The organism is Arthrobacter sp. StoSoilB13, from assembly GCF_019977255.1.
GTDB lineage: Bacteria > Actinomycetota > Actinomycetes > Actinomycetales > Micrococcaceae > Arthrobacter.
In genome coordinates this window covers 39,015-61,705 of sequence record NZ_AP024649.1, presented here as the reverse complement: position 1 = coordinate 61,705, position 22,691 = coordinate 39,015, and the positions used below count along the sequence as shown (strand labels likewise).

The 22,691-nt window shown below is 63.2% G+C and carries 16 protein-coding genes and 6 pseudogenes; 10 read left to right on the top strand and 12 right to left on the bottom strand.

The window, feature by feature from the left end; all coding sequences use genetic code 11:
• Positions 1 to 46: 46 nt before the first annotated feature.
• Both LDP01_RS18760 and LDP01_RS18755 read left to right on the top strand, forming a co-directional pair.
• The gene (locus LDP01_RS18760; RefSeq protein WP_224094549.1) at positions 47 to 907 is read left to right on the top strand and encodes an SDR family oxidoreductase; all 861 of its coding nucleotides are present in this window, start codon (positions 47 to 49) and stop codon (positions 905 to 907) included.
• A 59-nt stretch (positions 908 to 966) separates the two neighbouring features.
• Entirely contained in the window at positions 967 to 1,824 is an 858-nt protein-coding gene (locus LDP01_RS18755; RefSeq protein ID WP_224094548.1) for a methyltransferase family protein, read from the top strand.
• Between the two features lie 5 nt (positions 1,825 to 1,829).
• Here LDP01_RS18755 and LDP01_RS18750 read toward each other — a convergent pair whose 3' ends face one another.
• Genes LDP01_RS18750 through LDP01_RS18735 form a run of 4 tightly spaced genes read right to left on the bottom strand, consistent with a single transcriptional unit; the run spans position 1,830 to position 5,040 of the window.
• The gene (locus tag LDP01_RS18750) at positions 1,830 to 2,639 is read right to left on the bottom strand and encodes an HAD family hydrolase (RefSeq protein ID WP_224095161.1); all 810 of its coding nucleotides are present in this window, start codon (positions 2,637 to 2,639) and stop codon (positions 1,830 to 1,832) included.
• 41 nt (positions 2,640 to 2,680) lie between these two features.
• A complete protein-coding gene (locus tag LDP01_RS18745; protein ID WP_224094546.1) occupies positions 2,681 to 3,181 on the bottom strand; it encodes a YbhB/YbcL family Raf kinase inhibitor-like protein in 501 nt (166 codons plus the stop codon).
• A 54-nt stretch (positions 3,182 to 3,235) separates the two neighbouring features.
• Complete coding sequence (locus tag LDP01_RS18740; RefSeq protein WP_224094544.1) at positions 3,236 to 4,177, bottom strand: carbohydrate kinase family protein; 942 nt, start codon at positions 4,175 to 4,177, stop codon at positions 3,236 to 3,238.
• A gap of 41 nt (positions 4,178 to 4,218) precedes the next feature.
• A complete protein-coding gene (locus LDP01_RS18735; RefSeq protein ID WP_224094542.1) occupies positions 4,219 to 5,040 on the bottom strand; it encodes an alpha/beta hydrolase in 822 nt (273 codons plus the stop codon).
• Between the two features lie 109 nt (positions 5,041 to 5,149).
• On the opposite strand from LDP01_RS18735, the pseudogene LDP01_RS18730 reads away from it, so the two are divergent.
• The 4 pseudogenes from LDP01_RS18730 (at position 5,150) to LDP01_RS18715 (ending at position 10,241) form a co-directional block, all read left to right on the top strand.
• Positions 5,150 to 6,257: pseudogene (locus LDP01_RS18730) on the top strand (GTP pyrophosphokinase).
• Between the two features lie 7 nt (positions 6,258 to 6,264).
• A pseudogene (locus LDP01_RS18725) lies at positions 6,265 to 7,762 on the top strand (SulP family inorganic anion transporter).
• Positions 7,763 to 7,856: 94 nt separating this feature from the next.
• Positions 7,857 to 8,853 (top strand): annotated as a pseudogene (locus LDP01_RS18720) (bile acid:sodium symporter family protein).
• 130 nt (positions 8,854 to 8,983) lie between these two features.
• Positions 8,984 to 10,241: pseudogene (locus LDP01_RS18715) on the top strand (D-arabinono-1,4-lactone oxidase).
• Positions 10,242 to 10,371: 130 nt separating this feature from the next.
• On the opposite strand, the gene LDP01_RS18710 reads toward LDP01_RS18715, so the two are convergent.
• The 4 genes and pseudogenes from LDP01_RS18710 to LDP01_RS18695 all read right to left on the bottom strand — a co-directional run bounded on the left by LDP01_RS18710 (position 10,372) and on the right by LDP01_RS18695 (position 16,005).
• A complete protein-coding gene (locus LDP01_RS18710; RefSeq protein WP_224094539.1) occupies positions 10,372 to 12,147 on the bottom strand; it encodes an acetyl/propionyl/methylcrotonyl-CoA carboxylase subunit alpha in 1,776 nt (591 codons plus the stop codon).
• A gap of 7 nt (positions 12,148 to 12,154) precedes the next feature.
• On the bottom strand, positions 12,155 to 13,828 hold the full coding sequence (locus tag LDP01_RS18705) for a 5-oxoprolinase subunit B/C family protein (RefSeq protein WP_224094537.1): 1,674 nt from the start codon (positions 13,826 to 13,828) through the stop codon (positions 12,155 to 12,157).
• Positions 13,829 to 13,858: 30 nt separating this feature from the next.
• A pseudogene (locus tag LDP01_RS18700) lies at positions 13,859 to 15,194 on the bottom strand (MFS transporter).
• Positions 15,195 to 15,246: 52 nt separating this feature from the next.
• Positions 15,247 to 16,005, bottom strand: coding sequence for a LamB/YcsF family protein (locus LDP01_RS18695; protein WP_224094535.1), 759 nt, complete (start codon positions 16,003 to 16,005; stop codon positions 15,247 to 15,249).
• Between the two features lie 109 nt (positions 16,006 to 16,114).
• On the opposite strand from LDP01_RS18695, the pseudogene LDP01_RS18690 reads away from it, so the two are divergent.
• A pseudogene (locus LDP01_RS18690) lies at positions 16,115 to 16,814 on the top strand (GntR family transcriptional regulator).
• A gap of 105 nt (positions 16,815 to 16,919) precedes the next feature.
• Here LDP01_RS18690 and LDP01_RS18685 read toward each other — a convergent pair.
• Positions 16,920 to 17,645, bottom strand: a complete 726-nt coding sequence (locus LDP01_RS18685; RefSeq protein WP_224094534.1) for a LysR family transcriptional regulator substrate-binding protein — start codon at positions 17,643 to 17,645, stop codon at positions 16,920 to 16,922.
• A gap of 33 nt (positions 17,646 to 17,678) precedes the next feature.
• Here LDP01_RS18685 and LDP01_RS18680 point away from each other — a divergent pair, with 33 nt between their 5' ends.
• Complete coding sequence (locus LDP01_RS18680; RefSeq protein WP_224094532.1) at positions 17,679 to 18,128, top strand: DUF5997 family protein; 450 nt, start codon at positions 17,679 to 17,681, stop codon at positions 18,126 to 18,128.
• A 50-nt stretch (positions 18,129 to 18,178) separates the two neighbouring features.
• Here LDP01_RS18680 and LDP01_RS18675 read toward each other — a convergent pair whose 3' ends face one another.
• Entirely contained in the window at positions 18,179 to 18,571 is a 393-nt protein-coding gene (locus LDP01_RS18675; RefSeq protein ID WP_224094531.1) for a VOC family protein, read from the bottom strand.
• 100 nt (positions 18,572 to 18,671) lie between these two features.
• Between LDP01_RS18675 and LDP01_RS18670 the strand changes: the two genes are divergently transcribed.
• Positions 18,672 to 19,235, top strand: coding sequence for a hypothetical protein (locus tag LDP01_RS18670; RefSeq protein WP_224094529.1), 564 nt, complete (start codon positions 18,672 to 18,674; stop codon positions 19,233 to 19,235).
• A gap of 71 nt (positions 19,236 to 19,306) precedes the next feature.
• On the opposite strand, the gene LDP01_RS18665 is transcribed toward LDP01_RS18670, so the two are convergent.
• Positions 19,307 to 20,683 (bottom strand): flavin monoamine oxidase family protein, encoded by a 1,377-nt coding sequence (locus tag LDP01_RS18665; protein WP_263422277.1) that lies wholly within the window; start codon positions 20,681 to 20,683, stop codon positions 19,307 to 19,309.
• Positions 20,684 to 20,790: 107 nt separating this feature from the next.
• Here LDP01_RS18665 and LDP01_RS18660 point away from each other — a divergent pair, with 107 nt between their 5' ends.
• A complete protein-coding gene (locus LDP01_RS18660; RefSeq protein ID WP_224094527.1) occupies positions 20,791 to 21,525 on the top strand; it encodes a TetR/AcrR family transcriptional regulator in 735 nt (244 codons plus the stop codon).
• A gap of 116 nt (positions 21,526 to 21,641) precedes the next feature.
• Here the strand turns inward: LDP01_RS18660 and LDP01_RS18655 are convergent, their stop codons facing one another.
• Positions 21,642 to 22,556, bottom strand: coding sequence for an SMP-30/gluconolactonase/LRE family protein (locus tag LDP01_RS18655; RefSeq protein WP_346658945.1), 915 nt, complete (start codon positions 22,554 to 22,556; stop codon positions 21,642 to 21,644).
• Positions 22,557 to 22,691: the final 135 nt, after the last annotated feature.

The following is a 22,691-nucleotide window of genomic DNA, read 5'->3' as shown; positions in this document are numbered from 1 at the left end:
AGTTGGTGACAGCTTTGCGGAGCATCAGGGCTGCCAAACTAGTGGCATGACTGTATTGATTGCCGGGTGCGGCGACCTTGGAACCGAAGCAGGACTGCGTTTCGCAGAGCTGGGCCATGACGTGATCGGGCTTCGCCGTTCCCCGGAAAAGCTCCCGGCGGGGATACGAGGCATGCGCGCGGACCTCGCACACGGAGTCCCGGTCATCCCCGGAGATGTGAACATCGTTGTGGTCGCAATCGCCGCCGATTCTTCCACCGAGGAAGCATACCGGGCCGCGTACATAGACGGCCTCCGAAATATTCTGGACGCCTTGGATCGTGATTCTGTTGAACCGGAACGCATCTTGTTCGTCTCCTCCACAGCCGTCTATAAGGACTCCGACGGAGCGGTGGTGGACGAGACCACACCCACCGAGCCCACGCGCTTCAGTGGCAAAGTCCTGGTGGAGGCCGAAAATATGCTCCTTGCCCGCAGCCGGGAAACGGAAACTCAACCCATCGTCCTTCGGCTCGGCGGCATTTACGGTCCCGGGCGGACTCGACTGATCGAACAAGTCCGCTCAGGGCAAGCCGTGATTCCGGCGAGCCCCCGGCACACCAACCGTGTTCACAGGGACGACGCCGCGGCCATGATCGTGCACCTCACCACGATGGACCGGGACCCGGATCCGGTCTACGTAGGCGTGGACGACCACGCGGCCGAGATGGGTGACGTCATGCGGTTTCTTGCTTTGGAAATGGGAAACCCGGAACCACCAATGGCGTCGGAAGACCAACACGGCGGGCCCGGGGACAAGCGCTGCTCCAACCAGAGGCTGCGCGGAACTGGCTTCGAGTTCGCCTTCCCCACTTACGTTGAGGGCTACCGCGCCGTGCTGGCAGGTCAGGGTGTACGCCACCCGTGACGCAGCCACTCCAGGGTAGAAGAGCGGGCTTGCAGCTGTTGTGCCGAAGCTATTTTGCCGTGCAGGCAGCCGCCGGTCTTTCGTGGTGGATCGCCGTCTTCCTGTCGCCCGAGGTGCGGGAAGCAACCCTCGGTAGCCTCGATCCCGTCGTTGTCGCGGCCTTTGACATTCCACTTTTCGTCATCGCCTCCGCCCTTGCGGCAATTGGATTGAAGGCCGCCGCAGCGGTGGCCACTGCTTGGACGGGAATCGTCGCCATTGCCCTCGGTGTCTACGCCACGGTGACAACTGAAGCAGGATCGGGCGTTCTGATCATGATTGCCGCTGCCGCTTGTTCCCTGGCCGCCCTCAGCATCCTCTTCCTGGGCGGGATTCCCACGGCTTGGATCATCCAAGGGCCCTTCGCTTTCCGTTCAGCCGCTGGCCGTCGCACCACAACAAACGTGGGAGCAACGATCGGCCAAATGATCCTCTTCTGGGGATTTTTCCTGGCTGTGATCCCCTTGGCCCTGACGTTCCTCGAAGAGCGATGGGAAGTGTCCCTGCCATTTCCGCAGATGGCCGCGCCCGTCGGAGCGCTGCTTCTGACGTTCGCAAGTGCGCTCGGCGTGGCCTCCGCCCTGACCATGTCCTGGCTCGGAGCTGGCACCCCGTTGCCCTCAGCCATGCCCAACCGCTTGGTCATCGCCGGACCGTATCGCTGGATTCGCAATCCCATGGCTGTTGCGGGCATTACCCAAGGTGCCGCGGTTGGCCTCATCCTCGGGTCCTGGCTGGTAGTCGCCTACGCCGTTCTCGGCTCACTGCTGTGGAACTATGCCGTCCGGCCGCTGGAGGAAGCCGATCTCGAAGAGCGGTTTGGTGCAGAGTTCATCAGATACCGCGAGTCGGTGCGGTGCTGGATCCCTCGTGTTTGAAGTAGCTAGACCGTTTGCTCCGTTAGTTTCGCCTCGAGGATCTGCGCCACTCCGTCGTCGTCGAAGTGGGGCGCCTGCTGCCCCGCAGCGAGGATCGCTTCCGGGTGGCCGCTGGCCATTGCGTAGCCGTGACCGGCCCAGCGGAGCATTTCGATGTCGTTGGGCATATCCCCGAATGCAACGACGTCGGCGGCGTCGATCCCCAGAGACTCGGCGTACTTCGCGAGGGTGACGGCCTTGTTGATGCCGGGCACTGACATCTCGAGCATTGCGGTGCGCGGTGCCGAGTGCGTCGTGCTGACCAGATGGGCCACGGCAGGCTGAACTTCGGCAAGGAATTCGTCCGGGGTGCCTTTGCGGGTTATGGCGAGGAACTTCACGACGGCGTCATCCGCCGTCAGCGTCTGGTCCAGCGGTGCGGGGGTGAACTCCGCAAGCAGCTCGCTTGTTTCGTTCTCGAGGAAGCCCGGCTCCAGTTGGAAACCAGTCAGCGTTTCCACGGCGAACAAAGCATCCGGCCGGAGGGACTTGATGATGCGTCGCGCTTCAAAAATGGAGGTGATATCCAATGTGCAGGAAGAAATGGGCTTTTCGGTTTCCAGATCCCAGACCACCGCGCCGTTGGAGCAGATCACGATACCGCTGTGCCCCAGTTGTTCCTGGAGCGGGTACAACCACCGCGGGGGGCGGCCCGTGACGAACACAAGCTCCACCCCGGCGTCCCGGCATGCTTTGAATGCCTTGACGGTCCGATCACTGATCTTGCCGTCATGACCGAGGATGGTGCCGTCAATATCACTTGCTACGAGGCGCATCATGTCAGTCTACGTGGCTGTTGAGAACCCAAATGCCGCAGCTAACGCTCGAACATGCCAGTGATGGTTCCGCGCGCCAACGTATGCGCAGGAAGGACTGAGGCAAGTATGCGCGCCTCGGAATCCTTTTCGATGCCCAGGTCCTCCACGTCCAGCGCATGTACAGCCACTACGTAACGATGCGGTCCATGCCCCTTCGGTGGAGCCGCCCCGAGATAGCCGGTGCGGCCGCCGTCGTTCTTTAACTGGAAGGCACCGCCAGGCAGCGCGTGACCGTCCTGGCTACCGGAACCTGCGGGAAGACTTGATACCTCGGGGGGAATATTGAGCACAGCCCAATGCCAGTAGCCCCCAGGACCGGGAGCATCGGGATCCCACATTGTGACAGCGAAACTCCTTGTGCCCTCCGGAGCTCCGCTCCAGCTCAGCTGTGGAGAGATGTCCTTGCCACCCGCACCAAGAATTCCGCTCCGCTGATCGGGACCCAGGGTTTCACCGTCGCTGAACGACTCGCTGGTGACCTGCAATTCATGGTCTTGCATTCGCACCTCCTCTTAACCGGACTACACCGGCAAATGTTCTGGCCGGCAACAGTTTTAGCTGGCAACAGCCCGGTGGTTGAGCTCAGCCCGTGTGGGCGGATTGGCGCCGGCGCGGGACACCGTGACCGCGGCGGCACGGGTCGCATGATCCATGATGGCGGCGAGGGTTTCAGCCGGCATGGCTCTGAGTGCCCCACGGTTTTGCGCACCGTCCAGCCCGCGGTCCACTATTGCTGACAGCAGCCCCGCCATGAACGAATCGCCGGCACCAACCGTATCCACCACCGTCACGTTAGGCGCCGGGACCTGGGTCTCGCCGATGGCCGTGATTCCCCACGGACCACGCGCACCCCGCGTCACCACCACCAGCGCGGGTCCTTCCGTACCTCCCAGCGACAACCAGCGGCGCGCCGATTCCAGCGGATCAACGCCCGGATAGAGCCATTCAAGATCTTCGTCGGAAGCCTTCACGACGTCGGAGAGCACCACAAAGCGTTCGGCCTGCCTCCGCGCGTAATCGCGATCGGTAATGATGCTGGGGCGGCAGTTGGGATCGAAGCTGATGGTGCTGCTCGGGTGGGCATGCTCGACGGCGGCAAGCACGTCCGCGGCACCGGGCTCCAAGGCCGTGGCTATTGAACCCGTATGCAGCAAGGTGGCTCCCTGCAGCATGAGCGGCAACCGCTCGCCGAGGCCCGGCAAATCCCAGGTGAGATCGAAGGTGTAGGTGGCGGCGCCGTCGTCGTCGATCACTGCCGTGGCTATGCTCGTGGGTTTGCCGTCGGGCGGAAGGGGGACCATCACGGAACTGGACCGCAGGTGCGCCGCAACGGAATCGCCGTACGCGTCCTGGCCAAAACGCCCGATGAACTGCACGGGGTGATCCAAGCGCGCCAAGCCAACGGCGACGTTGAGCGGACTGCCGCCAACGTGCGCCTCGATTCCGCTGGGGCGCTGCACAACGTCAACCAAGGCCTCGCCAATCACAGTCAGCATGGGACCACTCTGCCAGAGGAAGGGTGGGCGCTACCAGTGATTCAGGAGAGCAGGCGTTGTACCAATTCGCGGCATTTCTTGTAAGCCACGGCCTTTGGATCTATGAGATCGAAGTGATCCCCGGGGACACGCAGCAATTGCGCTGCGCTGCCGGCTGCTGTTGCCGCCGCGACGTAGGCCTCGGACTGACTGACCGGAACGTCCTCGTCGTCGGTAGCGTGAACGGCGAAGACCGGAACATCAATCGGCAGGGAACTCATGGGGTCCGCGTATTTATGCCTTTTGGGGTATCTGGCAGAATCACCGCCCATGAGGTTGCAGACGGCACCGTTGCTGAGGTTCAGTTTTTCGGCGGCAGCCAGGTTCAGCAAGCCGGACTGGCTGACGACGCCCGTCAGGTGGACGGCATTATCCTCCGGTGCACGCACCAGTTGACGGTCGGCGTCGGGCGTTCCGATGGCCGAGAGGCGCTGCCGTCCGGCGGCCCACACAGCCAGGTGACCGCCGGCGGAGTGACCCAAGGCCACTACCTTGCCAAGGTGGAGCTCGTGCTTTCCGGCGATTTCGGCGAGATGGTCAATGCCGGCCAGGATGTCTTCGAATGTATGGGGCCAACCACCGCCGTTGCCGGCCCGCCTGTATTCAAGGTTCCACGCGGTAATTCCATGCGCCGCGAGGTCGCGGGCCAGGGGCTCGCCGAGCTCGGCGCCGTACTGTGAGCGCCAGTAGCCGCCGTGGATCACCACCGCGACACCACCCTTGACGGCTGACGCGCCGCGATGGTTTCCGTTGTTCGGTTCAGGTATGAAGAGTTCGCCCCATTGACTGGGGTGTTCGCCGTAGCTGTACTTGTGCCGCAACATTGCGCCCTCCTTTGTACCGAGCCTATCGTGACGTCCCGCAACTTTGGCTAGGGCACCCCGACGGCGGGTGGCCCGCGCCAGTGTCGGGCCCGCCCCGTAAGCTGGGGGCATGGCAAGCAATTGGGACAGCCTGGACCAGGACCAGCGCGATGCAGTGGACGCGAACGTGGCGCTCTATGAGCGTGTTCGCCCTGCCCTGAAGCGGGTCACGCGGGATGTGCTGCTGACCCTAAGGGACATGCTCAACGACGCCGAGGTCACTCCCCTGTTTGTTACCGGACGAACCAAAACAGTGGAATCGTTCCGCGAAAAAATCTCACGCACGGATGATCCTCTGGAGCCGGGCGGCCCACGGGTCCTCAAATTCCCGGACCCTTTCCGCACCTTGAATGACATGGTGGGCATCCGCGTCATCACCAAATTGCCTGCCGAGAACGCAGCCGTAGCCAACATCATCAAGAGGCAGCGCCAGCTCTTCGACTGCCGTGGAGACCGCGAGAAGGACATCGGTTCCATCGAATCGGGCACATACGGTTATTCCAGCCGGCACCTCATCCTGCGAACCATCCAGAATGAGGCCGTCAAGGAGTATCAGCATGTCTTCAACCCGGACATGCCTGCCAACGGCAGCTACTTCTTCGAGTGCCAGATCCGCACGGTCTTTGCGCACGCCTGGAGCGAGATCGAGCACGATATCCGGTTCAAGGCCGAGGATCCGCGTGCATGGACCCCGCATTTCGACCGCCAGTTCACAGCCACTGCGGCCATGTTGGAAACCGTGGAAAGTGCCTTCGCGGACCTCCATGAGCGGTACGAAGAGGTCAGAAGCTACTGGGACCTGCACGGCGAGGGTGCTTCCCCGCTGACTCCCAACCGCGTGCGGGACGTCTGGCGTACGCTCCTGCCTCACGTTGACCGTAAAGTTGATGACGACTGGGGGTGGGCTGCCGAACTCCTGGCCGCCCACGGACTCACCAAAACCGTGGAACTCGCGGGGCTCCTTAGTGCCAACCGGATCACAGAGGTCCGCAAAGCCCTGGATCACCGCTACTCCCCGGGGCCCCGACCGCCTCCTGGATGACCTCCTGCTGTGGCAGTACGGAACCGAACACATTGACCTCACCGCTGAGGCGCCCGACGTCGTTCCGCACCCGCGGCGCGATAGCCTCCAGCGGCGTCTGAAGCAGATTGAGCGTTACCGCCAGACTGCACTGTAAGGACGCCATGACTCCCGAGCAACTCATGTCACTGCGGGTGACTTTCCGCTCGCCCCGCCGCCTGCTGACGGAATCCCTGGCCGGACTGGTGGTTGCATTGGCGCTCATTCCGGAGGCCATCGCGTTCTCGATCATTGCGGGCGTTGATCCCAGGGTCGGGTTGTTCGCTTCCTTCACCATGGGCGTCGTGACTGCCCTTGTTGGTGGTCGACCAGCCATGATCTCTGCGGCGACAGGGGCTGTCGCCTTGGTCATCGCTCCCGTGATGAAGGAGTACGGACTCGACTACCTGATCGCCACGATCATCCTGGCGGGTATCTTCCAGATCATCCTCGCTGTCCTGGGTGTTACCCGGCTCATGCGGTTCATTCCGCGGTCCGTGATGATCGGCTTCGTGAACGCACTGGCTATTTTGGTGTTCATCTCGCAGATGCCCGAACTCTTCAATGTCCCTTGGATGGTCTATCCGATTGTTGCCGTGGGTCTCGTCATGGTCTTTGGCCTGCCTCGCCTGACCACGGCCATTCCCGCGCCCCTCGTGGCGATCGTGGTCATCACCCTGGTTACCGTTCTGGGGCACATCGACGTTCCAACGGTTAGCGACAAAGGCGAGCTCCCACACAGCCTGCCCGGGTTCTTCCTGCCCAATGTCCCGCTGGATCTGGAGACGTTCCGGATCATTGCGCCTTTCGCACTGTCCATGGCCCTTGTTGGCCTGCTGGAATCACTCCTGACAGCCAAGCTCGTGGACGACATCACGGACACACGATCAAATAAGACCCGCGTTTCCTGGGGCCAGGGAGTGGCGAACATCGTCACAGGTTTCCTTGGTGGGCTGGGTGGTTGCGCCGTGATCGGACAGACCATGATCAACGTCAAAGGATCCGGCGCGCGGAGCCGGCTTTCCACTTTTTTGGCGGGCGTCTTCCTGCTGGTCCTGGTGGTTGTCCTGGGCGACGTTGTGGGGATGATTCCCATGGCGGCCCCTTGTTGCCGTGATGATCTTCGTTTCCCTGATTACCTTCAACTGGCACTCTGTTCGGCCATCCACCTTGAAGCGCCTGCCCAAATCGGAGACCGCCGTCATGCTGATCACTGTTGCCGCTGTTGTGGCAACGCACAATTTGGCGGTGGGTGTCGGCGTCGGCGTCTTGACCGCGATGGTGTTGTTTGCGCGGCGGGTGGCGCACTTCGCTACCGTCGAGCGGACGGAACTGGAACTCAACGGTGAAACCGTGGCCACCTACACGGTGGATGGCGAGCTCTTCTTCGCTTCGTCCAATGATCTGTACACCCAGTTCGACTACGCAAAAGATTCCTCGGAAGGCATAGATCGCGTGGTGATCGATCTTCACGCCTCGCACCTTTGGGACGCATCAACTATTGCGGTATTGGATTCCGTCACCGAGAAGTACAGGAATCACGGCCGCGAGGTGGAGTTCATTGGTCTGAACGAGGCAAGCGTTCGGATGCGCGAACGGCTCGCGGGAAAGCTGAACGACTGACCCGACGCCTTCGAAACAGCGGTCATCTGACATATATGCCCAGTTGAAAGTAACGAACTCGATCATGCCCGCGGACCAATGTGAGCATGGATAAATGCTTGAGGCAACGAATTCCCAGACAGAGACTTCAGGGGCCGCGGCTCCCGTCAACCCAGCTCTCGCCGCAGAGGCCAGGATCGCGCGGATAGCCGTGACGGTTTTCCCACTCCTGGTTGTGCTGGCTGGCGTCCTCGGATTCCTCCTTCCGGAACTCTTCAAGCCCATGGGCGTCGCCGTTCCTTATTTGCTGGGCGTCATCATGTTCTGCATGGGCCTCACGCTGACGCCGCCCGACTTCGCTTCTGTGGCGCGGCGTCCTTGGGCTGTGGCACTCGGCATCGTGGCGCACTACGTGATCATGCCCGGGGCGGGCTGGTTGATTGCCGTCCTGCTTCAGCTTCCGCCCGAGCTCGCCGTCGGCCTTATTCTTGTGGGCTGCGCACCGTCCGGCACGGCGTCCAACGTGATGGCGTTCCTGGCCAAAGGCGACGTCGCACTGTCGGTGGCTGTCGCCTCGGTTTCCACGTTGATCGCTCCCGTCGTCACGCCGGCCCTGACTCTCCTGCTGGCCGGTTCGTTCCTGCACATTGATGCCGGCGCCATGGTGCTGGATATCGTGAAGACCGTGCTGCTTCCGGTCATCGCAGGCCCTGCTCGCCCGACTCTTCCTGTCCAGGCTCGTCGCAAAGGTCCTGCCGGCACTTCCGTGGGCGTCCGCCGTCGTGATTTCACTGATCGTGGCTATCGTCGTGGCCGGCAGCGCCAGCAAGATCGTCGCAGCCGGCGCCATCGTGTTCCTGGCGGTCGTCCTCCACAATGGCTTTGGGCTGGGCCTGGGTTACCTCGCCGGCAAACTGGGCCGCCTGGATGACAAAGCCCGCCGCGCCCTGGCATTCGAGGTTGGCATGCAGAACTCGGGCTTGGCCGCGACCCTTGCCACGGCGCACTTCAGTCCACTGGCTGCGCTGCCCTCCGCCGTCTTTTCGCTGTGGCACAACATCTCCGGCGCGATTGTAGCGGCATGGCTGGCCCGCCGCCCGCTGAAGGACTAGCGTCCCGCGGGCTCGCGTCCCGCAGCTCGACTTATACCTGCTTCAACCAGTTGGACACCCCTTGACGCAATTAGTTGTGAACGTTAACAATTACGGAAGCCAACAAGTAGCCAACCGGGAAGATCATTCAATGAAGAACTGGGCAGGAAACCTTGAGTATTCGTCCGCCGAAGTCCAGCGGCCCACCTCCGTGGACCAGCTGCGCGGGCTTGTGGCGAACGCGCCGCGGATCAAGGCCCTTGGTTCCCGTCACTCGTTCAACAACGTCGCAGACACCGATGGCATGCACCTTCTCCTGGATGCATTGCCCCAGGAGATCTCACTTGATCCCGGCAAGGGCACCGTCAAAGTCAGCGGCGGTATCAGCTATGGCGCACTCTGCCGGGCAGTCGAGGAACAGGGTTATGCCATCCACAACCTCGCTTCGCTCCCCCACATCTCGGTTGCGGGAGCAATCCAAACCGGGACGCACGGCAGTGGCGTCGGCAATCCCTCCTTGGCTGGCGCCGTCGAAAGCGTTGACCTGGTGCGGGCAAATGGCGAGCTGGTGACGCTTAGGCCGGACGACGACGAATTCCTCGCCAGCGTGGTGGGACTCGGCGCCCTGGGGATCGTCACCGGACTGGAACTGGCCGTCCGGCCGAGCTACCAGATGCGGCAGCGCGTGCTCACGGGGCTGCCGTGGGACCGGGCGCTGGCCGATTTCGTGAACATCGCGTCGGCCGCCTACAGCGTCAGCTTCTTCACGGACTACACCGGAGACGCCATCCCGCAGGTGTGGTTCAAAGCCCTGGATACCGAGCCAGTCCTCCCCGACCTCTTCGGTGCAAGCGCGGCTACTGCCGCTCTGCACCCGCTGCCCGGGATGTCGGCGGAGAACTGCACGGGTCAGCTGGACGAGCCCGGCAAATGGCTGGACCGCCTGCCGCACTTCCGCCACGAATTCACGCCGAGCAACGGTGAGGAACTGCAGAGCGAATTCCTCCTGCCCCTGGAGCATGCACCCGCGGCTCTTCAAGCTGTCCGAGAGCTCGCGGACAAGCTGGCACCCCTGCTGTTCATCTCCGAAATCCGTACAGTAGCGGCCGACGAATTCTGGCTCAGCCCGTTCTACCGGCAACAAAGCGTGGCCCTCCACTTCACATGGAAGCCACTGCAGGCCCCAGGTGGAAGCGGTACTCCCGGATGTTGAGGAAGCACTGCGTCCCTTCGGCGCGAGGCCACACTGGGGCAAGCTCTTCACGCCAAGCCTGTACGACTTCGCCACTCTCTACCCACGCTTCGAGGACTTCTGCAGCCTCGCCGCCACCAACGACCCCTCGGGCAAGTTCCGCAACGCCCTGTTGGACAGCATTTTGGGAGCCACAACCTCGTTGCTTGGCCGCTGATCCGTTGCTGCCCCACCACGGAATAGCAGGTTAGCGACGTCCCAGCGGCCCTCCTCACCAACCGCGCACGACGACGGCGGTCCAGCTCCCCGCGAAGGGCTGGACCGCCGTCGGGGTTTAGCCAGCCGGACTACTGGATGTGCGCCAATACGGCTCCCGCGGTCACCACGCCGCCGGGTGCCGAGAGCACCTCGGAGAGCGTGCCTGCACGGTGGGCTGCCACCTGCGTTTCCATCTTCATGGCCTCGACTACCAGTAACGGATCGCCTGCAGAAACCTCGGTGCCGGGCTCCACGAGCCACTTCACCACGGTGCCGGCCATGCTGGAGACCAGGGCTGATTCCGCTGGCGGGGCTACCCCTGAATCGGAGGCTCCCACGTAGTCACCCTGCAACCCCGTGACCACCGAGCCTGACGGAAGTGCCTGCCCTGACCGGGCCCAACCCTCCAGCAGATCAGCCGGGAGTCCCACCGCGAGCCGCTTGCCGTCGACATCCACGGTGATGGTGCGCCGCACGCCGCCAGGGGCAACCACGTTGTATTCGAAATCAACGGGGATCTGATCTGCAAAGTCCGTCTCGATCCACCGGGTGTGAACATTCAGCCCGGCTACGGACGTAAAGTCATCGGACTCCACAACGGCGCGGTGGAATGGCAACACGGTGGGCAGTCCGGTGATCTCCATTTCCGCAAGTGCACGGCGTGCGCGGCGCAGCGCTTGCTGGCGGTCGGCGCCAGTAACAATCAATTTGGCCAGGAGCGAATCGAACTGCGGTGCAATAAACGAGCCCGCGCGGACGCCGGTGTCCAGGCGAATGCCGGGGCCGGTGGGCGCTTGGAACGATGCCACTGTGCCCGGGGAAGGCAGGAATCCGCGGCCAACGTCCTCTGCGTTGATGCGGAACTCGAAGGAATGGCCCCGGGCGATGGGGTCCTCGGAAAAGCTCAAGGGCAGGCCGGCTGCAACACGGAACTGCTCCTGAACGAGGTCAATCCCAGCCGTTTCCTCGGTAATAGGGTGCTCAACCTGCAGGCGCGTGTTTACCTCAAGGAAGGCCACGGCCCCGTCCGCGGAGACGAGGAATTCGACAGTCCCGGCGCCGTAGTAGCCGGCCTCGCGGACGATTGCTTTGGCTGCGTCATAGATCTGTTGCTGCTGGGACTGGGTGAGGAACGGCGCAGGCGCCTCTTCCACGAGCTTCTGGTGACGGCGTTGAAGGGAGCAATCGCGCGTACCCACCACAACGACGTTGCCATGGGTATCCGCGATGACCTGCGCTTCCACGTGCCGAGGCCTGTCAAGGTACTGTTCAACGAAGCATTCCCCACGTCCGAACGCTGTGATGGCTTCGCGCACTGCGGAGTCGAAAGCCTCCTCCACTTCGGCGAGTTCGCGGACAACCTTGAGCCCGCGGCCGCCGCCGCCAAAGGCCGCCTTGATGGCCACCGGCAGTCCGTGTTCCTCGGCAAAAGCCCGGGCTTCAGCAGCATTGGCAACCGGCCCGTCGCTGCCGGCCACAAGGGGTGCACCAGCACGGACAGCGATCTCGCGGGCCGTGATCTTGTTGCCCAACTGTCGGATCGACTCCGGTGACGGACCGATCCACTCGAGTCCGGCGTCGAGGACTGCTTGCGCGAAGTCGGCGTTTTCCGACAGGAAGCCATAGCCGGGGTGGACGGCGTCAGCACCCGACTGTTTGGCAACGGATAGCAGCTTCGCGACGTTGAGGTAGGTCTCAGCAGGGCTGTTTCCTACCAGGCTGTAGGCCTCATCCGCGGCACCCACATGCATTGCGTCGGCGTCGATGTCCGCATAGACGGCCACGGACGAAATGCCGGCGTCATCGCAGGCTCGGGCGACTCGAACAGCGATTTCTCCGCGGTTCGCAATCAGGACCTTTCGCATCAAATACTCACTTCTCTGGGGTCTTGGTGAAGTCGGGGGAATCGGGGACCATCCGGAACCGGATCCGTCCGCCAATGGGGACCTGCCCGGCAAGGTCAAGGTGTTCGTCGCGAACCACGCCGATCACGGGGTAACCACCGGTGATGGGGTGGTCGGCCAGGAACAGCACGGGGAGGCCGGCGGGCGGGATCTGGAGGGCACCGGCCATGGTCCCCTCACTGGGAAGTTCACCCTCGCGGGCGCGCTGGAGAGGAGTACCGTCCAGTCGCATGCCCACGCGGTTGGATTGTGGTGTGACCAGCCATTCCTGGCTTGTTAGGGACTCGATGGCGGACTGATCAAACCAATCAGCACGGGGTCCGGGAACCACATCGAGAACGGTGACATTGGCACCCGGAAATTCCGGTTGCAGCTCCGGGCTTCCAACCGCAGTAGACGCCGTGGCGTCGCCCGCCGGGAGCTCCTGCCCGACCACCAATGGCGCAGGTCCGATCCCCGACATCGTATCGGCCGAACGACTCCCCAGGACTTCGGGAACCGCTATGCCACCGCGGATTGCAACATAGTTCCGGAAACCGGCCTCGGGCGGTCCAACAGTAAGGACTTCGCCGTCGAGCAACGCGAATGGAGCAGCCATGGGGACGCTGCGCACTGCGTCCCGGATGCCGCCGTCAGATTCTTCGAATTCAACCGACGACGGCGACTGGACCGTTAGGGTGGTGGGCGCACCTGTCACGGCAATCACCTGGTCGCCGATTGCCTCGACCGTAAGCCCGCCATTGACGGTTTCGATGGCTGCGGCCGACGAACTGTTGCCGACAAGACGGTTGGCCCGCCGGACCGATGCCCGATCCAACGCGCCGGCCGCCGAGACCCCCAAAGCCCCATAGCCTCTGCGGCCAAGGTCCTCGATAAGGCTTTGAGCGCCGGGGTTGAGTACCCGTAAGCCGGAGTCCGTGTGGTGATCCGAGTCGGGTTCAGCTTGATGCGCCGCACTGGCCGTGACAACCTCCCGAACAACCCGGTACTGCACCCTGTCACCGGGCCGAACCAGGGCCGGTTGCGGACGGTCGAGGTCCCACATCCGGGCTCCCGTTCGGCCAATCAGCTGCCAACCGCCGGGAGAGCGCCGGGGATAGACAGCCGAGTACTGGCCGCCGAGGGCCACGGATCCAGCGGGAACAGCCGTGCGGGGTGAAGGGCGGCGGGGAACCGTGAGGACTTCATTCTCGCCCACCATGTAGCCGAATCCGGGAGCGAAGCCAGCGAAGGCAACAGTCCAAATCTGGCCGGTGTGGGCCGCAATCACGCCCTCCACGCTCAGCCCGGTGAGCTCCGCGACATCGGCGAGGTCATCGCCGTCGTACACGGTATCGATGACGACCAGCCCGGAATCGGTAACGTCCGTCGCGACGAGTTCCAGTTCGAGCAACCGGGCGCCGATTGCCCGGGTTGCCGCTGCGGATTCGCCAACGACCATAACTGTTTCGGCTGCTGCCAGGACGTCTACCTGGCCAGGGAGCGGAGACTTGTAGAGCATGTCCTGCAAGGCCAGTACGTCCTGCAGCCCATCCAGCTCCGCAAGGACGGCACGTGTGCCGACGGGTCGCACGGACCGGACCCTCTTTGCGGTGGTCGTTTGCTTCGCGGTGGTCGTTTGCTTTGCGGTGGTCGTTTGCATCACGGTCTCCATCATCCGCTTCGTCGCCAATTAGGCGGCCGACTCCTGCAGCAGGCGAAGGTCTTCTTCAGGCTTCGGATCCCGGCCCAGGAGCATACCCACGATCGTGACAACGGCTGTCAGGACGAGGTACCCGGCGATCAAATACCAGCCGCCGGATGCCGCGCCGTAGAGGGCAGTGAAGATGATGGGCGCGACAGCTCCACCAATCACACCGGCCAGGGTGTAGGCCAGGGAGCTGCCGGCATAGCGCAGGCGGGCTGGGAACTGCTCAGTGATGAAGGCGGCCCTGCGGGCCATACATGAACGCGTGCAGCGCCAAACCGATCACCGTGCCGATGGTCAGCATAACCACTGACTTGCCCTGGATCATGAGGAAGAACAGGGGAATATAGACGGCTGTGGCGGCTGCTGTGACGCCGTAGACAAGGCGGCGGTTGAAGCGGTCGGTAAGAGCGCCGGCCAACGGAATGAGGAACAGCTGGAATGCGGATCCGATGAGGATGGCTGCCAGGACATTGCCCGTGGTCATGCCAAGTTGCTTGGTGGCGTACACCGCAACAAACACGGTGAAAAGCGCGTAGAGGACGTCCGGGCAGACCCGGGAGAGCGCTGCTGAAACCAAGGCCTTGGGTTCAGTGGTGAAGACCTCTTTGATGGGTGCTTTGGGTCGTTCGCCGTGGGCCTGGATTGCCTTGAAGACCGGGGTTTCTTCGAGCTTGAGGCGGATGATCAGGCCAAAGACCACCAGGAGTGCGGATGCCAGGAAGGCGACGCGCCAGCCCCAGGAAAGGAAGGCCTCGTTGCTGAGTGAAGCAGCCAGGATGGCGAGGACGCCATTGGCCATCAGGTTGCCCGCAGGCGGGCCGATCTGTGCAGCGGAGGACCAGAAGCCACGCTTGTTGGGGTCGCCGAATTCACTGGACAGCAGAACCGCTCCGCCCCATTCGCCGCCTACCCCGATGCCCTGGGCGAGGCGAAGAAGAACCAGGATGGTGGGCGCCGCCACGCCGATGACTGAGTAATCGGGCAGCGCACCTATGAGTACGGTCGCGACGCCGATAAGCACCAGCGTGAATACCAGGACGTACTTGCGGCCAATCTTGTCGCCCAAACGCCCGAAGATGACGCCGCCGATCGGGCGGGCCAAGTAGCCCACCGCGAAAGCTGAGAAGGAGAGCAACAGTGCAACGAACTCGTCGTTGCCGGGGAAGAAGATCTTGGGAAAGACGAGGGCCGAAGCCACGGAGTAGATAGCGAAGTCATAGTATTCAAGCGATGTGCCGGTGAGGCTGGCTATGTATGCCTTGAGGGCGCCGGCCGGTGGCTTCCTTGTCACGGCCTTGGCTGCGTTGGTGCTGGTCATGGTTTCCTCCGGGGGGATGAGGGGTGTGCTGCGGGGCCTGGTTCAAACAGGTCTAGAGGAACGAGCCGATGCTGACGCCGGCGTCGTCGAGAGCGGACTTCACTGCAGTGGCCATCGCGACGGCCCCCGGTGAGTCACCATGCACGCAGATGCTCTCTGCGCGGATCTTCAGGATGGAACCATCGATCGTCCTGACGGACTGTTCGGTGGCCATTCGCAAAACGTGTTCCGCCACTTCGGCGGGGTCATGCAGGACGGCGCCTGGCTGTGAGCGCGAGACGAGGGTTCCGTCCGGGTTGTAGGCGCGGTCCGCGAACGCTTCGGCAACGCCACGAAGGCCGGCTTCCTCAGCGAGGCGCAGGACTTCGGAACCGGGAAGGCCGAGGATCGGAAGGTTGGGGTCAACCGATTTCACGGCGTCGACGACGGCCTTTGCCTGCGCCGTGTGCTTGACGATGGCGTTGTAGAGGCCGCCATGGGGCTTCACGTACTGGACGCCCGCACCCGTCGTGGCAGCCAGCGCCTGCAGGGCCCCGATCTGGTAAACGACGTCGTCGGCCAGCTCCATGGGATCAACGTCCAGGAAGCGACGGCCGAATCCTGCAAGATCCCGGTAGCCGACGTGGGCGCCAATCACGACGCCGGCCTCAGCCGCCTTTTTGCAGGTGCTGCGAATAACGCTGGGGTCGCCAGCGTGGAATCCGCACGCAACGTTGGCACTGGAAACGGATTCGAACATGGCTGCGTCGTCGCCCAGCGTCCAACGTCCGAAGGACTCTCCGACGTCGCTGTTCAGGTCGATGACTGCCATGGTGTGATTCCTGCCTCGTGATGTGCGTTACATCAAGGATGCACCAGATTTCCGGATTGTTCAACAATCCAGCGATCCTGATTTTTGGCAATCGTGTAATTTTGGTGTCATGGCCAGTGCAGATCAGGAACCACGGGGAAAAGCCGGCATCGACGGCGCTGGCGCCCGCATGCGCCTCCGAGTACCTTCGGTTGCCGAGAGGGTTGCCGAAGAACTGCGCTACCAACTGGCCGAGGGCTTCCTCGTGCCAGGTGCCAAGCTCACGGAAGCCACCATCGCCGAGGACCTGGGGGTATCGCGCAACACCGTCCGTGAAGCATTCGCCGAACTGGCCAGCGAGCGTCTGCTGGTGCGGCAACCGAACCGGGGCGTCTATGTGGCCACGTTGGAAGCTGGCGACATTCACGATGTCTACACCGTGCGCAGGGCCATCGAGGTCAGCTCCATCCGGGCCGGCGGCTCTCCAGAGCGCATCGCCGCGGTGAGGGCCCGCCGTCGAGGAGGGAAAGCGCGCAGCAGCGGCAGACGATAACGAAGGCCTCGGCAGCGCCAACCAGCATTTCCACGGGGCCATCGTTGCCTTGGCCGAAAGCGGGAGGCTGAACTCGATCATGGCCCAAGTGCTCGCTGAGATGCGTCTTTACTTCCACAAGGCCACCATGAACGCGCACTTCTACAGCGACTGGCTAAAGGAAAACGAGCAGATCTGCTCGGCACTCGAATCCGGCGACCTGGAGCGCGCCGGGGACCTTCTGCTCGCCTACCTCAACAGGTCAGAGCAGCAACAGGCCGCGATCCACGGCGAATAGCAGGGATTCGCTGCGCTCCATCCCACTTGCCTCAGTCCGCACGGCGACTTTTCGCCGATTGCAGTGCTCCAGGCCGCAAAATCGCGGAGCAACCGGGCAGGAGCATCAGCGCTTGCCCTTCTTGCGCGAACCCTTGCCACGGCCCTTGTCCGGATTCGGGGCGTAGCGCTGCGCCACGGCGGGCTTCTTGGCCCCGCTCCCACGGCGATCCGGCTTGGGCGCCTTCTTCGGCTTCTCCTGCCGGGCCGACGGCTGGCGTGAACTCTGCGCCGTCCGGCCGCGCACGATCCCAATGAATTCCTCAATCACCGGGCTATCTGTTCCAGCAAGCCAAGCGAGGCCAATCTGCGTTCCAGGAGCGCCGGTCAGAAGCCGCATCACAGTCTGCTTATTGTTCAGGTGCCGGGCCACTGACATGGGCAGGATGGCCAACCCGGCTCCGGAAGCCACCATCTGCAAGGCCATATCCGGCCCGCCCATTTCCTCCACGTCCAGGAAGTTCTCCTCGGACAGGTCCTCCAGCGCCACCTCTTCAAACACGGAGATCTCGTGTCCCTTGGGAGCGACCACCACCGGCTGCTCTTCATACAGGGGAATGACGTTCAGGCCTTCCCGGTCCACGGGCAGCCGAACAAAGCTAAGGTCAGCGGAACCGTCGCGCAAAACCGAAAGCTGCGCACCGTCGTCGGACATGAACGCGTGCAACGGGACGTCCGGCATCCGCTCTTCCCACCGCCGGATCCATTTCCCAGGCGTCACACCCGCAACATAAGCGAAGCGAAGCTCGCTCGGGGGCTCGGTTATTTGGGCGGATTCTTCAGCGTCTGGCACACACTCACAGTACCGGCCAGATACCCTTGAAGCATGACGTCCTCGAACTCCCAGTCCATGAAACCGGCAACCGTTGCCAAGAAACTCGGCATCTACCTGCCCGCGACACCCCAGGAGTTCCAGGATTCGTCCATCTCCCGCGAAGAATTCGCCGAACTCCAGGCCAACCCGCCGGAGTGGCTCGCCGAGCTCCGCCGCAGCGGCCCGCACCCGCGCCCGGTAGTGGCACAGAAGCTGAACGTCTCCATCAGCGGCCTGGCCCGCGGTGGCGTCGAAGAAGCACTCACGACGGCGGAAATCACCGAGCTGCTGCAGGCTCCGCCACAGTGGCTGGTTGTGGAGCGCGCCACGCACGCCGCCGTCCGCGCCGAAGCACAGCGCGTCAAGGAAGAGGCTGCGAAGAAGGCAGCCACCAAGGAAGCCAAGGACAACGCAGCAGCCAAGCGCGATGCCCCGAAGACGTCAAAACGCGATCACGCATAGTTTGAGCTGGCTGTGGCCGGGACCAGTTGGTCCCGGCCACAGCTGTTTAACTAGTCCTGGTGTAGCTGCACGAAGTTGCCGCAGCCGTCGTCGAACACTGCGCTGACGCCGGAAGGATCCTCGGAGGGCTCGCCCTTGAACGTCACGCCGGCTGCAACCAAGCGCTCATACTCGGCCTGCACATCCGGTACGCCGAAGACGATGGCGGGGAGGCCGGCGTCGTGCACTGCGTTCATGTAGTTGGCCCCGATCGGGTTGTCGCTGGGTTCCAGCAGGAGTCCCACGGAATTGTTGTCTGCGCTGTTATCCGCGCCGGGATCCTTAATGATGAAGAGGTTGTGCTCGGGCATGGCCATCAGGGTTTCGAAGCCCAACGTTTCCGTATAGAAAGCATGGGCCGTAGCGGGGTCCTTGACGTGGATGCTGCACATTTTCAGTCTCATGGGCCCTAGGCTACGCCCCTGGACCCAGAGAGTGGCAGCGTGGGAACACTCTGGCGCATACTGAAATCACAGCAGCGCGTACTCGCCTGGAGGTGGTCCAATGCCCGCCATGATGCTCCTGTGGGGCGTAGCCTTGGTGCTCGCGACAGCGGCAACCACGTTCGTCCTCCACAGAAAACTCACGCATGGGCGCGGCCCGGAACCGGACACGATCTTCTGGGATCTCTTCGCCGGCCTGGTCGTGATTCTTCCGGCCATCCTGGTTCCCGCAGTGGAATGGGCGCCGGCCGGACTGATCATGGTCTTCGTCGGGATGACCGCTGCAGCAGCAACGCTGGCGACCAGCCGCAAGGTTGACCGTCTCCACGCAGCCGAGCCCCGGCGTCGTCGTGGTTTTGCCGAAACTGCCGCACGCCACGCGAGCGTCCTCCAGCAGTGGCAGCGCTACGAACTCGACCCCGGGCAAGCAATAGATTTCCCGGCAATGACGGACGTCAGGATGGCCGAGACAGCTGCCCTTGCCCGCGCCATGCGGGAGGCTGAACGCTGCCGGGTGACACCCGGGACTGACTACCAGGCCGCCGTCGAGCGTCTGGCCCAAGCACTCATCGAAGCGGAGCGTGCGGCAGGGGTGCCGAGGGCCGGACAACCCGCGCCGAGGTGACACTTAACACCAATGCCAGGCGCGGACATAGGCGTTAAGTGCCATCTCGGCGCGTGTCCCAGGCGCTTTGCCTAGCCGACCGGCAGCGCGCTCAACTTGTTGGCCTCGACGATCCGGGCAGCGGTTGCTTGCCCCATCCGGACCGCGCCGTCCACATGCTGGTAGCCCTCCGCGGCGAGGTCCGACGAGGACCAGTAGATCGGTCCGACGTTGGCGTGCTGGTCCTTGCCGTAGCGGTGCAGGCCGCCGAGATCGTAGCTGGAGGCGTATGCGCCGCGGGTCCATTCCTCGGAGCCCCAGTCTGATTCGTAGTAGACCTCGGGGGTGAGGGCCTTGTCGCCGAGGAAGCCGGCGATGGACTCGAGGACGGCCTTCTTGCGGTCTTCGGCGCTGAGCTCGAACACGGCGTCGGCTTTTTCATCGGAAATGAAGCCCACCAACGTGCCGCGGGAGTCGCCGTGGTTGGTGTTGTCGTAGACCTCCTGCACCAAGGCGCCGGCGCTGAAACCGGTGCCCGAGAGGCCTTCTTCGCGCCAGAACGGCGTGCTGTAAACAGCGTGAACCTTGATGACCAGGCCCAGTGACTGGTGCTGGTGCATCTGGTGCTGGCGGCGCGGCAGCGGCGGGTTGAAGGAAACACGCGAGTACAGGTTTGGCGGCACCGCCATGATGACGTACCGCGCGTTCACCGTGGCTCGCTCAGACTCAACCGTCACGCGGTCGACGTCCCAGTTGATGGTGCGAACCGGGCTGTTAAGCACGACGTCGGAACCCAACTCGGCGGCCTGGAGCAGCGAAACCTGCTGCATGCCACCAATGACGCGCTTGTCCAGGATGAAGTCTTCGTCCGTCAGGTGTGTGAAGGACCCAGCGGAAGCGGCCATGAGGACGGCCTGCAGCGCAGAGAAGGCGTGGGCAGGCTTGGTCAGCATGCCGCCGGCGATGAAGAGGCCGATGTTGTTGCAGGCTTCTTCATCATTGGAGTTCTGGCGGAGCCAGTGGTGGAAGGAGATGGTGTCCAGTTCGCGGGCCTTGGGGTGCGCCCAGGGCTCGGTGGGACCGATCTCCGCGGCGAGCCCGTCCAGGATGGCAACGAGCTTGTCCATCTCGGCCTTGGTGTGCTCGTTAACGGGGAAGGTGTCACCCGTGTACTGGACGCGCTTGCCGTCTGCGCCGATGTAGACGGACTCGCCGTCGCGGTAGCGCGGGTACATTTTCAGTCCCAGCTCGTCCAGCAGGTCCATGAGGGCCGTCTGGTCCGGGGAAACCCACTGGCCGCCGATTTCCAGCATGGCGCCGTCAATGGTGTCGGTCCAGGTGCGGCCGCCCACGCGGTCGCGTGCTTCGAGCACTGCGACGCTGAGTCCGGCCTTCTTCAGTTCGCGTGCCGCCGTCAACCCTGACGGTCCGGCACCGACGATCACAACGTCGCGATCAAGATTCTGCATGATGTCCTCTCCGTGGCCGTCCGTGGTGGCTGACCAATAAATGAATGCCATTCATTTATATTTGATAATAGCCGCCAAGTCCGCGAGTGGGAAGACCCGATGGAATAATGCTGGAGATACAGGCAGCAGAAAGGCTTCCGATGCCCGCACCCACACCCGCTCCCGAACCCGAGCCGGGCGCTGCCCCAGCTTCCGCCAGCAAGTCGCGGCGGCGCGCCGGACGGCCCATGGCACGCATCCTGGACCAGAACGGCATCACGACGGCGGCCCTGGAGTTAATCAGCAGCAAGGGTTACGACGGACTCACCATGGCAGCCCTGGCACGTTCGCTGGGCGTGGCGCCATCCGCCCTCTACAACCACGTAGCCTCCAAGGACGACGTGCTCTTGCTGGTGGAGGACCACTTGGCCGCGATGGTTGATGTGTCCGCTTTTGGTGTGGAGCCGTGGGATGTGGCCGTGCGCCGCTGGGCATGGTCCTACCGGGATGTGTTTTCGCAGCACACGCCGCTGATCCCCGTTATTGCCGTACTTCCGGTGGCGAACGCTCCGAAGACCCTGGCGATGTACGAGGCCGTGACTGCCGGATTCCGCGACGCCGGGTTCCCGGAAGAGAAGATCATTTCGGCGATTGTTGCGTTGGAGGCCTTCGTCTTCGGGGCCGCATACGACGTCACCGCGCCGGAGGACATTTTCGACGCCGGCTCGCTTGCGGACCAGGTGCCCAACTTCACGGCAGCCGTGGACAGGCTCGCCTTGGAGCGCCATCCACGGCCGACCGATGTTGCTTTTAGTTTGGGGCTTGAGGCGCTGATCACCGGGTTCGGCGCGCTCCGGGGGTAGTTTTGAGGGGGTCGTCTGCGGCCCCTTCCGCCCGTGCCTAGCGGGCGCCAACCACCACGACCTCGAACGTTGTGGACCCCGGCTGGAAGAACTTTGCGTTCACCACGGCGAGCGTGTCACCGAACAGGGGCCGCCGTCGTTGGAGTCTTGAAGAGCCCACTGGTGATGACGCCCTTCAGCTTCCCGGATTCCTGGTCATCGTCCAACACGAACCTGCTGACCTGGTTGAGCATGTTCTGCACCGCCCAAAGCTGGTTGCCCTTAACTACGATGCCATCGACGGCGGGAACGCTGACGCCCTCGATTATTTCGCTTGCACCCGTTGCAGGGTCGACCGTGTAGAGGGCGCCGTTTCCTGAATGGGCGACGATGAGGCTCTCGCCGTCCGGAGTTGCTGCGATGCCGTTGAGGTTGAACTGCGACGTCGTGTCATTCGCGGGACCGGACAGAGAAAGTGTCCGGACACTGCCGAGTTCGCCGTCCTGCCCAACCGGAACAAGGTACAGTTCAGCGGCCACGGAATTCGTGAACCAGGCGCCTTCAGGGGTCAAAGCAACGTCGTTGATAAACGCTGGACCGGTGGTCAGTTGGAGCACGGCGACCGTCTGGCGTGTATCTGTGTTGTAGACGTAAGCTTGCCCGGTCCCGCCCCCAGCGACAAACAACAGGCTGTTGCCCACATCCGCGGTCATCCCGACAGCGGCCCGGCCATCAGGCACGTCGATGAAAAGTGACGCCGTTTGCTGGCGGACGTCGCCGCGGAAGATGTCTCCGTTTCCAAAGTCTCCGGCGTAGAACGTCGTTCCTGCGCCGGCGGCAATTCCTTCGGCCGATGAGGCTCCAGGCAGGGGGATGAGGTAATCCGTGGCCCGGGCGGCAGAGGCCAACGGCGCGGGGCCGAAGAAGGCCGCGAGCACAAGGGCGACTACGCCCGCGAAGACGCGGCGCACAGCCCTGGTTCGGGGCTGTGACGGGTCCCGGCGCAGGAATCTGCCCCGAGCGATGACAGTGCTGTGGTTTGAGTGACGCATGATGCTCCCTGGATCAGGTTCCGGCGGAACACGTCCCCGCCATCTGCGGGAGCTCCGCCGATTGTGCTGTCAGTCTAGGCACCGGCCTGACGGCGTGCCAGAGCTTGCGGAACATAATTTCTTGTACTACAAGTT